We start from the raw sequence: 15,332 nt of genomic DNA, 5'->3' as shown, positions 1-15,332 counted from the left end.
AGAATCCGTGGCTTTGCAGTCGACTCGAGAGCAATGCGTATCACAGCCGCGACTGACCGCATCGGTTCAGACGCGTTTTGTCCGGCAATATCAGTCCGTCTCGAGTGAGAATCGACCGGTCGGGAACTCGTGTATACTCAACGCGTCGTTTCTGATGAGAGTCGACACGTACACAACGGCGTCAGTCGGAACCGAGTCGCCGATGACGTACGCTTCCGTCAGCGACTCGCCGGGCTCAATCGTCGTCGTTCGCTCTCGAGTTGGTTGTGGTGGCTGTCTGGTGATGGGATCGATCTCGATGGTGTTGTTTTCGACGTATCGGTCGTGGCCCAGTAGTGTGACCGTCTCTCCGACTGCAACACTAACCCCGAAGTATGGTCGGCCGGTGTGAGACACCTCAAGCGGAGCAGAATGACTGTTGGTCAATGAGCACTCGAGTTCGGTGCCGGTGGCGGTTGCATCAAACGTGACAAAATCGAGTGTGTCGGGGTTTTGGCCGTGTCCCATCCCATCACCGACACTGTAGCTGACGGTGAACGTCCGGTCGCGATAGTCGACATTTGAGACGTCTCCCTCAGAAATTGCCGGCGATTCGGTGATCATGTACTCGCCTCGGTGGATCGCGTTCGCAACCTCGAGTCGCTGTTCGCGGGACAACGAGTCGAACGGAATCGACGGTTCTTGCGGCTCGTCCGTCAGTTCGCTTCGTAACTCGTAGACGGCGCCAGCCGCAGAGGGATACGACGTCTCAGCGGACGTAACGGTCACGCCCGCGGAGAGACAACCAGCGAGCACCCCAGCCGCTCCGATGGCTGCTGATCCGAGAAACGAACGTCGGTCCATACTCTCGTTTCGACGGGAGGTGTCAAAAAGTATTCGTCTATTGAACTATAATTCAATGCGCCGGATGGCCACAGCCAGCCCGCAATGAATGTGGATCTGGCCGGACAACGCTGACCTAACCTACTTTACCGTGTCCGGTGTCGACTCGCTATGACGAACATCGCAATCGCTGGCTCGTCGGGTACCGTCGGCCGAGAAGCCATCGAGGCACTCTCCGAGAGCGACACCGATGCGTCGCTTACGCGCTTCTCGCACAGTGAAACCTCGGATGGAGAGACCGAGCCCCTCGAGATCGCCGGCCACGACGCGTTCGTCGACGCGCTCGAGTCTTCGTATCGAAAGACCGAATATCGGAACCCGTCTACATGTCGGTATGGCGATCAAGGTATCTCAGTCGACGGGCTACGTCCCGAATCTTCAGATGTCGGCGTTCGGGTACGTGATGGGCGTCGTATTACTCATCATCATGCTTCCCGCGCTGCCGATTTTGATTCCTGCGTACGTGGTCTGGCGAGTGTTCTTCGCGGACGAACCAACGGAGGAAACGTTCGAAACCTGGCGAACTGACGCGAATCGCTACCGACCGCAGGCACCCCAGCCTGACGAGCCTGAGGACGAAGACGACGACTGAGCCGTTTTCGTATTTCCGTTCTGTAGTGACTAACCGCCACTCAATCGTCTGCTGTCGATTTGGCGAGTGCAGCCGGCGGTCCGCCCGGTAGCTCGTCCCGGTTGTGGGGGGCCTCGAGGTCGAGGTCCGGCCCGCGGGCGATGATCCGGTGTGGATTCACGTCGGGGTGGGTCGTGTAATAGTGTTCTTTGATGTGGTCCATATTTACGGTCGCAGCGACGCCAGCGGTCTGGTACAGGTCGCGCAGGTACGGCCAGAGGTTGTCGTACTCGCGAATTTGCTGGACGTTGCACATGAAGTGCGTGTGATAGACGTTGTCGAATCGAATGAGCGTCGTAAACATCGCGATATCGGCTTCCGTGAGCTGGTCGCCTGCGAGATAGCGCTGGTCAGCGAGCACGTCGTCCCAGTGCTCGAGCGCGTCGAACAGGTCGGTGACGGCTTCGTCGTAGGGTTCCTGTTTCGTCGCGAAGCCAGCCCGGTAGACGCCGTTGTTGATTGGCTCGTAAATCGCCTCTATAACCCGGTCGACATCGTCCTGAAGGCCCTCCGGATAGAGGTCGACGTCCCGTGTTGCGACGTCGTCGAACTCGGTATCGAGCATCCGCATTACCTCCTTAGACTCGTTGTTGACGATGGTCTCATCTTCGGTATCCCACAGCACTGGAACCGTCACGCGCCCGGTCACGTCCGAATCGGCTTCCACGTACAACTCTCGCAAATAGTCGGCGCCGTGGCAGTGATCGCGCGTACACCCGTCCTTTTCGGGCGTGAACTGCCAGCCGTCCTCGCCGCGGTAGGGGTCGACGACGGACACCGAGATGGCGTCCTCGAGGCCTTTGAGCGCGCGCATTACGAGCGTCCGGTGGGCCCACGGGCAGGCGTAGGAGACGTACAGATGGTATCGTCCCGCTTCGGGCTGGAATCGGGCGTCGGGTTCGTCCTGAACCCAGTCGCGAAACGATGTCTCTTGTCGGTCGAACGAACCGTCCTCGCCGGTCGTCTCGTACGTGTCTGTTCGCCACTCGCCGTCGACGAGCATGTTCATACCACAATAGACGCACTCAAGCGTGAAAGGCACCCGCTAACCCCAGTGTCACCGGCTTGAGCACGCCGGCACGGATTTGACGCCCACCACAGGCGCGACTCACTCGAGTCACAGGTGTTTATGCGCCCCGCGTGAGCACTCGAAGCCATGACGGACACTGGGGACGAACCGGACCGCCACCGGCAAAGCCGGCTGTTTACGGATGACGATGGCGGATTCGATGCCGAACGCGCACGGGACGAGTCCCTGCCGGTCGAAGATGGTGAGGTGATCGACACCGACGCGCTTGCCGAGCATCAACAGTACGTTGAGGGACGTGGAATCTACGATGAGCGAAATCGGGTTAATGATCTCACGGGCAAAGAATGGAAGTACGCGACGAAATCGGTGATCGCACAGGGGTATCCGCCGGCCGTCCAGCACGACCTGCGGAGCGAACACGGCGGGCAAAAACCGCCGCGTCTGTGTGCGGAACTCATCGGTCGGTTTAGTAAGTCCGGTGACACCGTTCTCGATCCGTTCGCTGGCGTCGGCGGCACGCTGCTCGGCGCGAGTTTGTGCGAACACGAGGGAACCGGGCGTCGCGAAGCAATTGGCTTCGAACAGAACCAGCGCTGGATCGACATCTACGAGACGGTGCTCGTCCGGGAAAACGACGAGCGCCAAGCAAACGGCGAGTCGCCGCTTGCGGCCCAGGAGATGCGCCATGGTGATTGTGCGGACCTGATCGAGGACATTCCCGACGACTCTGTGGAGTTGCTGTTGACCGACGTCCCCTACTGGCATATGGACGAACTCGAGCAAACGCGCAACGAGCGTGCAACCCGAGAGAGTAAACTGGGCGCGTTCGACGCCAACGACACTGACGTCGCCGAGTCGACGGATGCAAGCGAATCCACAGACAGAGAGGGCAACAGGCCGACGCAGCAAAAAGACGAGTGGCTCGCGGATATGGCTTCGAAGTTCGAACGATTCGCCGATGCGGTCGTTCCTGGCGGCCACGTCGTCGTCTTCATCGGCGATATGTACCGCGAGCAGTCCTACGAGTTTCTCTCGGCAGACCTCGCGCGCGCACTCGAGAAGGGGACGTCGCTGTCGCTCGCGGCGAATCTCATCTGGTACGATCCATCCAAGGATTTGCACGTCTATGGCTATCCGTTCTCGTTCGTCCCGTCGATGGTTCACCAGAACGTGCTGGTGTTCAGAGCACCCTCGGCGTAACGGAACCAGGCCTCGAGTGAGCGACTCTCGAATTTCCGAGAGCGGGTTAGGTGTCCCTATCGGGGCCAGTCTGACCTCCGTCAGTCAGTTGTCTGACGGAATTTTATAGCCTCGTACTCCCACGGTACAGATGGCGCGCGTTGTGCGGTATCACCCCCATCCCTCAACCCCATCCAACGCTACCCCATCAGCGCGCCCCCGTACTTCTGTTTCGAGCGCACCTATCGACTCATCCAGAGGCAGGTAACAGCGCCGCGTGCAAGTCATCGACGCGATCCGTCTCTGTAATCAGTGCGACCTCATCACCGACCTCGAGTTCAGTCCCCGGCAGTGGAATCGTCAGCGACTCGCGCTCACGACCGTGGGCGTACAGCCGCGCAGACGACGGTAACTCGAGTTCACTGACGCGCTTGCCGATCGCTGGCGAGTTATCTGGAATTTCGATGACCGTCAACTGGAGATTCGTCGCAAGGTCGGCAACGACGTTGAAGTCCCCACCGAGAAGTGCGGTTTTCGCACCGGCTGCACCCAGTCGCTCGGGGTAGATGATCTCGTCCACCTCGTCGGCGTACGTCCGGTAAATATCTTCGCGATAGTCCTCGTCGATCCGAAGCGCGGTTCGACAACCGTGATGGTTTCCGACCATGCAGGCCGCGAAGTTGACGTTCAGATCCGGCGTAAATGCCCCAACCGCGTCGGCGTCGTCGATACCTGCCTCAAGCAGGGTCTCTTCGTCCGCGCCGTCACCGTGAACCGTCTCAAATCCGTGGTTCTCCGCTCGCTCGAGGCGATCCATCTCGTTGTCGACCACGACGACATCGTGGCCCTCCTTGTCGAGAATCCGTGCCGTTCTCGAGCCAACCCGGCCGTACCCCACGATGACAAAGAACATGCTACTGTGGTACGTGCTCCGGGGTAAAATACGTTGGTCCCAGTAACGAGTCGGCAACACATGTTTGACAGAGTGACAGAAAACCTGCCGAATCGTGGCGCCCCACCAACATATATTCACATGTGTGCATACTTCTCTGCAATCACAGACGAGAACCTTTAACTAATCGCTGTATCTATGCCTGACCATCCAACATGGGGGCAGCTGAGAGACTCGCTGACTACTTCAATTTCAGCGACCACGATACAGACTACCGCACTGAAACACTCGCAGGAATCACGACGTTTCTCGCGATGGCGTACATTATTGTCGTCAATCCGGCGATTCTGAGCGATGCTATCGTTATCGAGGGCTACGACCAGACGGAGGTCTTCCAGATGCTCGCGATCGTCACGATCCTGTCGTCAATCGTTGCGACCGCCGTAATGGCGTTTTATGCCAAACGCCCGTTCGGACTCGCACCGGGAATGGGGCTGAACGCGTTCTTCACGTACACTGTCGTGATTGTTCTGGGCGTCCCGTGGGAACTCGCACTCGCAGCAGTGTTCGTCGAAGGGATCATTTTCATGGCGCTTACCGCAGTGGGTGCGCGTAAGTACATTATCGAACTGTTTCCCGAACCCGTGAAGTTCGCGGTCGGGGCCGGTATTGGTATTTTCCTGCTCTTTCTCGGCCTACAGGAGTTAGAGCTTGTTGTCCCGTATGTTGATCCCGATGGCTTCCCATCTGGGACGCTTATTGAACTCGGAAACGCCATCCAAAGTCCGGTTGCCGCGCTTTCCGTAATTGGACTCGGATTGACCTTTTTCCTGTATGCTCGAGGCATCAAAGGGTCGATCATCATCGGTATCGTGACGACGGCGATTGCGGGCTGGGCAATCACGCTCCTCGGAATCGTCCAACCCGATGTGCTCACGCCAGAAGGAGCCTACGATGATGTCACGAACGACGGAATCGTTTCGATGCTAACATCGGTGCAGTACGACTTCACACCGCTGTTTTGGGGCTTCGTTGACGGCCTCAGCATGATTCCTGAAGATCCACTCGTATTCCTTCTGGTCGTGTTTACATTCTTCTTCGTGGACTTTTTCGACACTGCTGGAACACTGATTGGAGTCTCCCAGTTTGGCGGCTTCCTTGATGAAGACGGGAACCTGCCCGAAATCGAGAAACCACTCATGGCCGACGCTGTCGGGACAACGTTCGGAGCGATGATCGGGACGTCGACAGTCACGACCTACATCGAATCCTCGACCGGAGTCGAAGAGGGCGGCCGAACCGGATTTACCGCACTCGTCGTCGGTACATTCTTCCTCCTCGCGTTGTTCACGGTCCCGCTAATGACCGCGATTCCGCAGTATGCAACCTACCTTGCACTGGTTGTCGTCGGAATCATCATGCTGCAAGGCGTTGCTGATATCGACTGGAACGACCCCGTCTGGCTCATCTCGAGCGGGCTGACGATCACCATTATGCCGTTGACAGCCTCTATCGCGAACGGAATCGCAGCCGGTATCATCAGCTACCCGCTGATCAAAACTGCCGTCGGCGACGCTCGTGATGTCTCGCTTGGGCAATGGACGCTGGCAGTTGCGTTCATTGCGTACTTCGCCGTGTACTTCGCGATTGAAGCAGGCACCATCACGTTCTGAGACTGTCGAACACTATTTTGTGGCAACCCGATAGCCGACCGGTGACCTCTTCCCACACACTCCCTTAGTGCCATCCATGGCAGACATCACCATGTACGAACTGCCCGGCTGTCCGTACTGCACAAAAGTCCGCTCGAAACTCGACGACCTCGAACTCGAGTACGATGTGATCGAGGTGCCACGCTCTCACAGCGACCGAACCGAAGTTGAGCGTGTTAGCGGCCAGACCGGTGTCCCCGTCATCACTGACGAGGCACACGATGTCGAGGGGATGCACGAAAGCGACGATATCGTTGCCTATCTCGAGGAGACGTACGCCTGATCGTCACTGAAAACAGAGACTAATGTGAGCACGACGCCGCAATCAGGCGGCTTCTTCGTGTTCGGCGCGTTCGCGAATGACTTTTCGGAGTTCGGCAGCGTCGTGAAGTTCGTCTAGTTCACCGCGTTCAACGAGTGCAGTGCCGTCGACGGACTCCTGTTTCGCACGGTCGACGACGTAGACCGAGCGGGTATGCGTGACGTGGCCGATTGAACTCATGATCCGGGCGCGCTTTTCAGCAGCTTTGGTGAATTTTGAGTGGCCAGTCAGAACGACGTCTTCGTCGTCGTCTTCCTCGCGACTCACGGCTTTGAACGGTGAGCGAGCGGTCGGGTGTACCTTGTAGCCGGCGCGCGTAAGGACCGCGACAACGCGCTCGTCGTCGGGATCTGCCTCGGGGTCGTCCGGCATCGAGTCGGTTTCGTGGACATCCTCTGCGCCGTCAAGGACGTCAACGGGACTGGTCAGTGGCGCATCGAACAGTTCCTGTAGCGCCATTGCGATCTCGACGGAGGCGTTCATGCCATCCTCGTACTTCGAAACCGTCCGACGGGAGACGCCGAGTTCGTTCGCAAGTCGGCCGAGACTCCAGTCGCGGTCCTCGCGTTCGTCGGCGAGCAAGTCGCCATCGATGTTGACGTAGAGGCCACCCGGGGCCGCATAGATCAGGGGCGGTACGTCTTCGATGAAGAGGTTGTACGCCGTATCTGGGCTGAAAACCGGGACTCCGTGTCGGAAGTAGACGACATCCGGTTTCAGATCCTCATCGCGACTGCGCAGGCCGATCACCAGCGGCGTCGCCTCGAGATAGGTCCCAAGGCGGCGCATCTCGTGACCAGTCGCCTCGTTGAAGGCGTCGATGTTGCCCAGAATCTTCACGAGGACCAGGTCCTGGCCGCGACGGGCGGCGATATCGAAGCTTTTCGGTCGGATCGCACACCGGTCGCTGACCACGAATCCCGCGTCCTCGAGCATCGCGGTAACGTTGCCGACCAGTGCGGAACGGGACATAGGGGGGAATAAGCTATTCCTGCTATAAAACAGTTTCCCCGATGCCTCCTTGCCGTGACGTGGTTCAAATACGTACTGCCAGTATACTTATATAGGGGTTGTTTTCTGTAACGGTACCGTTCGCCGGTACAATTGACTCGTGTGTCGACTGCCCATCCCGAAAGGCGTTACTCGCTGCTCACCCAATCGCCCGTAATGACCGTCGTCGGACTCGACGATACTGATTCCCGCGAGCGCGGGATGTGTACGACCTATGTCGCCGCCACCATCGCTCGAGCGTTGCAACGCGACGGGGCGACTGTTTCACGCCTGCTTCTTATTCGGCTCAACCCCGCCGTCGAGTACAAGACACGCGGCAACGCCGCACTGGCGATTCACACCGACGCCGACCCTGCAGTCGCGTTCGACCGCGCGCGCGAGCACCTTGCTACCCTCGCAGAAACTGCCGACGAGCGGACGCATCCCGGTCTCGTCGTCGCTGACAGCGACCCTGAAGCTGTTCCCGACTCAGTCAGCGAGTTCACCACACGAGCAATCCGTGACCACCTCGAGATTGACGACGCCCGAGAGCTGTGTGCACGCTATGACTACCGAACGTGGCACGTCGGCGACGGCCGCGGCCGAATCGGCGCACTGGCCGCAATCGGTGCCTGGAACGGGCTGTCGGAGTGGACCTACGAACACATCTCCTACCGTGACTCCGAGCGGTGGGGGACCCCCCGCGAGGTCGACACGGAGAGCGTTTTCGCGGCAGCCGAGTCAGCGTATCCGACCGTCTGGGATACGGTTGATCGCGGCGAGTACGATCCCGTCTGTGTCCCCCATACACCCGGCCCGATCCTTCATGGTATCCGCGGTGACGACGCCGACGCCGTCCGAACCGTCGCCGAACGCATCGAGAGCGAACCCGTCGCCTCGAGCCAACTGTTTGTGACCAACCAGGGAACTGATAGCCACCTTCGGGATGCCACCGGTGAGTCGCTTGCTACAGCACAGGATGGCCACGCCTACCGACTCGAGGGCCGCGTCGCCACCGAACCCGAGACACGACGCGGTGGCCACGTCTTCGTGACACTCGAGGATGAGGACAACACCGAACCCGACGGCTCCAATCGCGCCCGCCTCGAGTGTGCTGCGTTTGAGCCGACCAAGCGCTTTCGCGACCGCGTCCGCGCCCTCCGTGTCGGCGACCGACTCACCGTCTGTGGCGAAGTCGCGAGAGGGACGCTCAAACTCGAGAAGTTCGCCGTCCGCGACCTCGTCGAAACGGAACGCGTGACGCCACAGTGTCCCGACTGTGAGCGGACGATGAAAAGCGCCGGCCGGAATCAAGGCTATCGCTGTCGTGACTGTGGGACGAGTACACCCGGAAAACGCGAGGTCACACTCGAGCGCGACCTCGAGACGGGGTGGTATGAAGTCCCGCCGTGTGCGCGCCGTCACATCGCGAAGCCGCTGGTTCGTGGCGGGTTCGACGGGCCGACACAGCCGGAGCGATAGCTCACGGGGTAGAGCGCAAAAATAACCGATACGAGCGAGTGCTCAGTTGCGGCGGGTGAGGAACAACACGAGTGCTGCGCCCATGCCGGCGAAGACGACGACAGGCCCAAAGCCGGGGATGCTGTCGCCATCGAGGTCGACACCAAGATAGGCTGCTGCTTCGTCAGTATCCATCTCGGCGAATTCGCGGTCGCCCTCACCAGGATCGTAGACCGTTGTTTCATCGTCGACGAGACCGTGCTCGCTGAGTTCGTCCTCAGAGAGGTCCTCGCCCTCGACGTTCTGGAGGTAGACGTACGTTGCAACGCCGTCATCTTCTTCGGTCCCGGCAATCTGCGTTAGGACGATATCGTCTCCGAACAGGCCGCTCTCGACGAGCGACTCTGTACTGTCGAACTTCGCACCGGCTTCGAACGTAACGGTCTCGCTATCGAAGTCCGCATCGACCTTGGCGATCTCGAGGTCTGCGTTCTCGAGCGCCGCGGCGAAACTACCTAGTTCGTCGGATTCCTGCTGGAACTCCTGGGCGATTGACGTGAGGACAGTCTCTGCAAGATCGTCCATGCCGACTTCGACCTCACCGTCGATTTCGATCTCGCCATCGTTGGTCGTGGCGGTGAACTCGAAGACAACTTCCTCGTCGCCGACATCGACGCCGCGGTCTGCGAGTTCGTCCGTGTACGCCTGATAGTTCTCGGTGTCGCTTTCGGCTTCGAAGATAATCTCGATTTGGTCGTCATCGGTGAACGAGACTTCACCGTCCCACTCGAAGCTGGTCTGCAGATCTGCGGCCTGCTGGGCCTCGAGCATGGTGTCGAACTCCTCGAGTTCCTCATCGAAGAGGTCCTCGTCATCGACGGTTGCCTCACTGAGTTCAACGAACGCCTCAAGGACGCTCGCGTATTCGTTGATCTCAACATCCCAGGTGGCTTCGAGTGACTCGGCACCCGAGGTCATGTCGAACGCGATTGTCTCGATCTCGAGTTCGGTGATCTGGGCTGCGACCTGCTCGGCTTCCTCCTGTGAGATATCTGCGGCTGGGTCATCTGCGAGTTCCTCGGCGAACATGCTCTCGAGGCCCTCGTCGATTCCCTCATAGGTGATCGTGTACTCGAGTTCCTTCCAGTCGGTAAAGTCGTCGATCTCTTCGAAGTCGTGGTGGTGGATCTCGACAGTTGCCTCGCCGCCGAGTTCGTCTGCAAGGTCAGCGTATTCCTCCTCGAGTGCGGCCTTGGCGTCTTCTTCAGTCTTCCAGTCGTCGGGGTCCGTCATGAAGGAATCTGTGACGGTCTCTTCTTCGGTGACGGAGAGTTCGTAGCCGGACGCGGTTTCGCCGAGTTCGAACGAGAACGTCTCTTCAGGTGTTTCATCACCCATGCCGTCGCCGAAGTCGACGACGACGTCGCCGGTGGTCGTGAACGTGTCTGCGGTTACGTCGACTTCACCGGATGTGCTCGCGGATTCGAACAGCGATGGCGCCTGTTGCTGTGCGTTTGGTTCGAGCGAGGCCTGTTCGATGTCAGCCTGATCCTCGCCATCACCGATCAGCGCGTAGATGTCAGCGCTGAATTCGTTCGTCTCTTCGGTTTGCTCACCGGAGATGTCGACATCGAGGTCCTCGAGTTCTGGTGGCTGCTCGAAGGCAAGTGCGCCACCGGCCGTGAACAGATCATCCTCGAGTGCGGCGCTGAATTCGCCCTCGACATCGTCGTCGCCTGTCGCGTCGGCATCGTCAGCGATGAGAACGTGTGCAAGGCCTTCGCTTACGTCGGCGCCGAGTTGGAACTCGGAAATCTCGTCATCGTCGTCTTCGTAGACAAGGACGCCGCTCCCGTTGTCTTGCAGATAGACCTCATCGGCAGGGCCGAAAATCGAGGCCTCGTCGACGCCATCGTAGGCTTCGATGTCGGCGTCTGTCTGTTGGTCTGCTGCGGCGATTCCTCCAGTGGCGGCCATCGCAACCATCGACAGTGCAACAATCGCAGCGAGTGCGATTGCTGTCACCGAGTGGTTGCGAGCGGCCGACAAGCGGCTGCGTCCCTTCCCAATTGACATGTGAATTCCTGTTCTCAGCCATGACTTATAAACCTTCAAATGGAATTTCCGAGGGAGAAAGTACGTGTAGCTATACCATATCATATTGGTGGTAATGCGGGGTCACCGACGGCGCGCATGGAAAGTGTTTTTCGGCGCGGGCGGTTGCATACAGACAAATGGGGCTCGAGGACGAGATTGAAGCAATCGAGGACGAAATCGCCAACACCCCCTATAACAAGTCGACCGAGGCCCATATCGGCCGTCTCAAGTCGAAACTGGCGGAGAAAAAGGAGAAACTCCAGAACCAGAGTTCGGCGGGCGGCGGCACGGGTTACTCAGTCGAGAAACACGGCGACGCGACCGTCGCGTTGGTTGGCTTCCCGAGCGTCGGCAAGTCGTCGATGCTGAACTCGCTGACGAACGCCGAAAGCGAGACCGGCTCCTACGAGTTCACGACGCTGGATGTGAACCCGGGGATGCTCCAGCATCGGGGTGCGAACATCCAGATGCTGGACGTGCCGGGGCTCATCGAGGGTGCGGCGACGGGACGGGGCGACGGCCAGCAGGTGTTGGCAGTCGTACGTAACGCCGATCTGATCATCTTCACCCTCTCGGTGTTCGAGATCGAACAGTACGACCGCCTGCAGGAGGAACTGTACGACATCAACATCCGCGTCGATCAGGAACCCCCGCGCGTGACCGTGCGCCCGAAGATCAAAGACGGGATCAAGATCACCTCGAGTGCTGACCAGGAGTTAGACGAGCAGACGATCAAGGACGTGCTTCGCGAGCACGGCTACGTCAACGCGGACCTCAACCTACAAGAGCAACTCTCCATCGACCGACTGGTCGACGGCCTGATGGAAAATCGCGAGTACATTCCCTCGATCACCTGCGTCAACAAGGTCGATCTCATCGAACCCGACTATAAGGAAACTGTCGACGAGAAACTGCGTGAGCGCGACCTCGATCCCGAGGAAGTGACGTTCATCAGCGCCGAGAAAGAGAAGGGGCTCGAGGCGCTGAAAGACCGGATCTGGGACAATCTTGGACTCATCCGCGTCTACATGGACAAACCCGGTCGCGGCATCGACTGGGACGAACCGCTCGTCGTCGAGCAGGGAACGACGATCGGCGAAGCTATCGAAAAACTCGGAGGCGAAATGGAAGAGCGATTCCGCTTCGCCCGCGTCAGCGGCCCCAGCGCAACCCACGACGAACAGCAGGTCGGCACGGATCACGTCCTCGAGGACGAAGACGTATTGAAACTCATTCTGCGCCGGTAGCGCCGGTTCATTTCTGGTTCGGCCGCGTTGATGCCTGCGTGTTTACGTCGGCGCATGTGACGGTCGGCAACCTATGTGAATTGATAGCATTATTTGGCGCTTCGATGTAGTCCTCAGTATGTCCGAGTTTGGAGCACTGTCATTGCTTCCGCCGCTCCTTGCGATTGTCCTCGCAATCGTCACCAGACGACCAATTCTCTCGCTTTTTCTCGGTATCTGGTCCGGCGGCGTCATCGCGACGGGAAGCATCGGTATTGGACAGACGTTCACGTGGATCACCGAATCCATCGGCGATGTCTTTCACGCGAACATTCTCGTGTTCACGCTGTTGCTTGGCTCCGGCGTCGCGCTCATCTGGCGACTCGGCGGTGCAACAGCCGTTCGAAACTGGGCGACGGCCCGCCTCGGTACGCCGCGGGCAGCCGGGCTGGCAACCTGGGCGCTTGGCATCCTGCTCTTTTTCGATGACTACGCTAACACCGCGATTGTCGGCTCGACAATGCGCGAAATCTCCGACCAACTACGCATCTCGCGGGAAAAACTCTCCTACATCGTCGACTCGACAGCCGCCCCCGTCGCGACGCTCGGCCTCTCGAGTTGGGTTGCATTCCAACTGTCGATGATCGACGAGGGGTATGCGAGTCTCGTCGAGAATGAGGACTACGACGTTGCGGCGGCCGACACGCCGGGCGCGTTCGAAACGTTTGTCGGCTCGATTCCGTTCAACATTTACTCGCTGCTTGCCATCGTGATGGTCGGCATCATCGTCCTCTCGAGGCGCGATTACGGAGAGATGCTTACGGCCGAACGCCGCTCGAGGCGGACGGGGAACGTGACGCGCGAGGACGCGAACCCCCTGCAGGAGGTCGAGGAAGACCTCGGGAGACCAATCGAGACGAAACCCATGCTTCGGACCTTCTTCGCACCGATTGTCGTCTTGATCGTCGTGACGCTGGGAGGTGCGTTCTGGACCGGTTACCAGGAGTGGGTGGTCGAACAAGACGAGGCCGGGGCGACGACCTCGCTCGAGGCGGCAATTGGCGACGCCGGAACACTGCCGGTGCTCGTCGATATCGTCGGTGCGAGTGATTTCGCGGCCGCGCTCGTCTGGGGATCGTTCGCGATGGTCGTCACGGCAATTGCAATCGGACTCGCGTACGATCTGTTCGATATCGGGGCGAGCGTGGATACCGTTCTGGACGGCTTTTCGATCATGCTCACCGCAGTCACAGTGCTCGTGCTTGCGTGGGCGATCAGCGCCGTTGCCGAGGATCTTGGAACTGGTGACTACGTCGCCGCCGCAGCGGAGGGCGTCGTTTCGCCGGCACTCTTGCCGATTGTCGTGTTGTTCGTCGCGGCATTCGTCGCGTTCACGATGGGATCCTCGTGGGCGACGATGGGTATCGTGACACCAATCGCGATTACGGTTGCCTACGATATCACCGGCGCATTCGATCTCATGCCGGTGATTATCGGCGCGGTGTTTTCGGGAGCGATCTTCGGCGATCACACCTCGCCCATCTCGGATACGTCCGTGCTCTCCTCGACCTTTACTGGCGCAGACCTCATCGATCACATCCGAACACAGCTGTACTACGCCAGCACCGTCTTGCTCGTTGTTGTCATCTGCTACGCTCTCTACGGCTACGCCGACATCTCGCCGATCATCTATCTCCCGATCGGGGTCGTCTTGCTCGTCGGCCTCGTCTACGGCCTCTCGAGTGCCGATGCCACGCGCAGGGGTGTCGAACCGGTGGCGACGACGAAGGATCACGAGCAGCCACGCGAGCATGAGTAGACCGCCGCCTTCGCCACGCTTTTGAGATTTCCGGGCGTTGACTCGCGCATGGAGGGCACGCTCGACCACACGATGATCCGCGTCTCGGACCTTGAGGAATCGCTCGATTGGTATCAGACCCACCTCGAGTACGAGGAAAAAGATCGCTATGCGGGCGACGGCTTCACCATCGTCTACCTCGGTCCCGAGGACATGCACGAGGACGGTGCGATGCTCGAACTCACCCACAATGAGGGCGAGGAGGACCTCGAGGTCGGCGACGCCTGGGGCCACATCGCGGTCCGTGTTCCCGACGGCGAACTCGAGGAGCGCTACGAGCAACTGATGGACGAAGGCGTCGAGGATTATCGCGATCCAGAATCGTGTGATTACAACTACGCGTTCGTCACAGATCCCGACGGCCACGAAATTGAGATCGTCAAGCGCGATGTCGGCGCACTCTGGAGTCTGGATCACACGATGATCCGCGTCGAAGACGCAGACGAGTCGCTTGGATTCTGGACCCGCAAGTTCGAGTACGACCACGACGGCCGCTGGGAGGCCGACAGCTTCTCGAACTACTTCATGAAGCCCGAGGGGGCTGCCGACGAGGCGATGACGGTCGAACTTACCTACAACTACGACGGCCGCAGCTACGACATGGGCGACGCCTGGGGCCACCTCTGTGTCCGCGTCGACGACCTCGAAGAGGACTGGGATCAACTCATGACCCGCGAGGCCGACGACTACCGCGATCCAGAAAGCAACGACAACATGTACGCCTTTACGACGGATCCGGACGGCCACGAGATCGAACTCATCGAACGCGACCTCGAGGCGGACTCGCTGTTCCCGTTCTGAGCGGGCTCACTTGCACTCGCACTCGCGTTCGCATTTTTTTGCGGTCGCAGTTTGGAATGTGACAGTGGTCCGCTCGAGGGAGTCCATCCACTCGAGCGTGCAGTACGCGGGCACCACTGATACGGATTGCTGTAACGGTTTACCGGCGTAACCGCGACCCGGACGGCGGTTGCGCCGGAAATGACTTACAGTAAACCGTATGAGATCCGGCCGACGGTTCCGACACGGAAATTCTTAGGCCCAGCCAGTAC

General features: G+C 59.4%; 13 protein-coding genes. 8 read left to right on the top strand and 5 right to left on the bottom strand.

The window, feature by feature from the left end; translation table 11 throughout:
- Positions 1 to 90: 90 nt before the first annotated feature.
- On the bottom strand, positions 91 to 843 hold the full coding sequence (locus G6M89_RS11170; RefSeq protein ID WP_165161854.1) for a twin-arginine translocation signal domain-containing protein: 753 nt from the start codon (positions 841 to 843) through the stop codon (positions 91 to 93).
- A gap of 373 nt (positions 844 to 1,216) precedes the next feature.
- Here G6M89_RS11170 and G6M89_RS11165 point away from each other — a divergent pair, with 373 nt between their 5' ends.
- On the top strand, positions 1,217 to 1,474 hold the full coding sequence (locus tag G6M89_RS11165; RefSeq protein WP_165161853.1) for a hypothetical protein: 258 nt from the start codon (positions 1,217 to 1,219) through the stop codon (positions 1,472 to 1,474).
- A gap of 40 nt (positions 1,475 to 1,514) precedes the next feature.
- Here G6M89_RS11165 and G6M89_RS11160 read toward each other — a convergent pair whose 3' ends face one another.
- Complete coding sequence (locus G6M89_RS11160; RefSeq protein WP_165161852.1) at positions 1,515 to 2,522, bottom strand: glutathione S-transferase family protein; 1,008 nt, start codon at positions 2,520 to 2,522, stop codon at positions 1,515 to 1,517.
- Between the two features lie 147 nt (positions 2,523 to 2,669).
- On the opposite strand from G6M89_RS11160, the gene G6M89_RS11155 reads away from it, so the two are divergent.
- On the top strand, positions 2,670 to 3,743 hold the full coding sequence (locus G6M89_RS11155; RefSeq protein ID WP_165161851.1) for a DNA methyltransferase: 1,074 nt from the start codon (positions 2,670 to 2,672) through the stop codon (positions 3,741 to 3,743).
- Between the two features lie 229 nt (positions 3,744 to 3,972).
- Here G6M89_RS11155 and G6M89_RS11150 read toward each other — a convergent pair whose 3' ends face one another.
- Positions 3,973 to 4,635: a TrkA family potassium uptake protein gene (locus G6M89_RS11150; RefSeq protein WP_165161850.1), complete on the bottom strand. Its 663-nt coding sequence runs from the start codon at positions 4,633 to 4,635 to the stop codon at positions 3,973 to 3,975.
- 194 nt (positions 4,636 to 4,829) lie between these two features.
- Here G6M89_RS11150 and G6M89_RS11145 point away from each other — a divergent pair, with 194 nt between their 5' ends.
- Both G6M89_RS11145 and G6M89_RS11140 read left to right on the top strand, forming a co-directional pair.
- Positions 4,830 to 6,287 carry an NCS2 family permease gene (locus tag G6M89_RS11145; protein ID WP_165161849.1) on the top strand — a complete coding sequence of 486 codons (1,458 nt, stop codon included), beginning with the start codon at positions 4,830 to 4,832 and terminating at the stop codon, positions 6,285 to 6,287.
- A gap of 76 nt (positions 6,288 to 6,363) precedes the next feature.
- On the top strand, positions 6,364 to 6,609 hold the full coding sequence (locus tag G6M89_RS11140; RefSeq protein ID WP_165161848.1) for a glutathione S-transferase N-terminal domain-containing protein: 246 nt from the start codon (positions 6,364 to 6,366) through the stop codon (positions 6,607 to 6,609).
- Between the two features lie 42 nt (positions 6,610 to 6,651).
- Here G6M89_RS11140 and G6M89_RS11135 read toward each other — a convergent pair whose 3' ends face one another.
- Positions 6,652 to 7,620, bottom strand: a complete 969-nt coding sequence (locus G6M89_RS11135) for a transcriptional regulator (RefSeq protein WP_165161847.1) — start codon at positions 7,618 to 7,620, stop codon at positions 6,652 to 6,654.
- Positions 7,621 to 7,815: 195 nt separating this feature from the next.
- On the opposite strand from G6M89_RS11135, the gene G6M89_RS11130 reads away from it, so the two are divergent.
- On the top strand, positions 7,816 to 9,120 hold the full coding sequence (locus G6M89_RS11130) for a tRNA(Ile)(2)-agmatinylcytidine synthase (RefSeq protein ID WP_165161846.1): 1,305 nt from the start codon (positions 7,816 to 7,818) through the stop codon (positions 9,118 to 9,120).
- 42 nt (positions 9,121 to 9,162) lie between these two features.
- On the opposite strand, the gene G6M89_RS11125 is transcribed toward G6M89_RS11130, so the two are convergent.
- Positions 9,163 to 11,175: a hypothetical protein gene (locus G6M89_RS11125; RefSeq protein ID WP_165161845.1), complete on the bottom strand. Its 2,013-nt coding sequence runs from the start codon at positions 11,173 to 11,175 to the stop codon at positions 9,163 to 9,165.
- A 158-nt stretch (positions 11,176 to 11,333) separates the two neighbouring features.
- On the opposite strand from G6M89_RS11125, the gene G6M89_RS11120 reads away from it, so the two are divergent.
- From G6M89_RS11120 to G6M89_RS11110, 3 genes are all read left to right on the top strand, one after another.
- Positions 11,334 to 12,443, top strand: a complete 1,110-nt coding sequence (locus G6M89_RS11120) for a GTP-binding protein (RefSeq protein WP_165161844.1) — start codon at positions 11,334 to 11,336, stop codon at positions 12,441 to 12,443.
- A 118-nt stretch (positions 12,444 to 12,561) separates the two neighbouring features.
- Complete coding sequence (locus tag G6M89_RS11115; RefSeq protein WP_165161843.1) at positions 12,562 to 14,241, top strand: Na+/H+ antiporter NhaC family protein; 1,680 nt, start codon at positions 12,562 to 12,564, stop codon at positions 14,239 to 14,241.
- 48 nt (positions 14,242 to 14,289) lie between these two features.
- Entirely contained in the window at positions 14,290 to 15,081 is a 792-nt protein-coding gene (locus tag G6M89_RS11110) for a VOC family protein (protein WP_165161842.1), read from the top strand.
- Positions 15,082 to 15,332: the final 251 nt, after the last annotated feature.

It is taken from the genome of Natronolimnobius sp. AArcel1 (assembly GCF_011043775.1).
Classification (GTDB): Archaea; Halobacteriota; Halobacteria; order Halobacteriales; family Natrialbaceae; genus Natronolimnobius.
The sequence above is the reverse complement of the archived record's forward strand: the minus strand, read 5'-3'. Positions and strand labels throughout refer to the sequence as shown.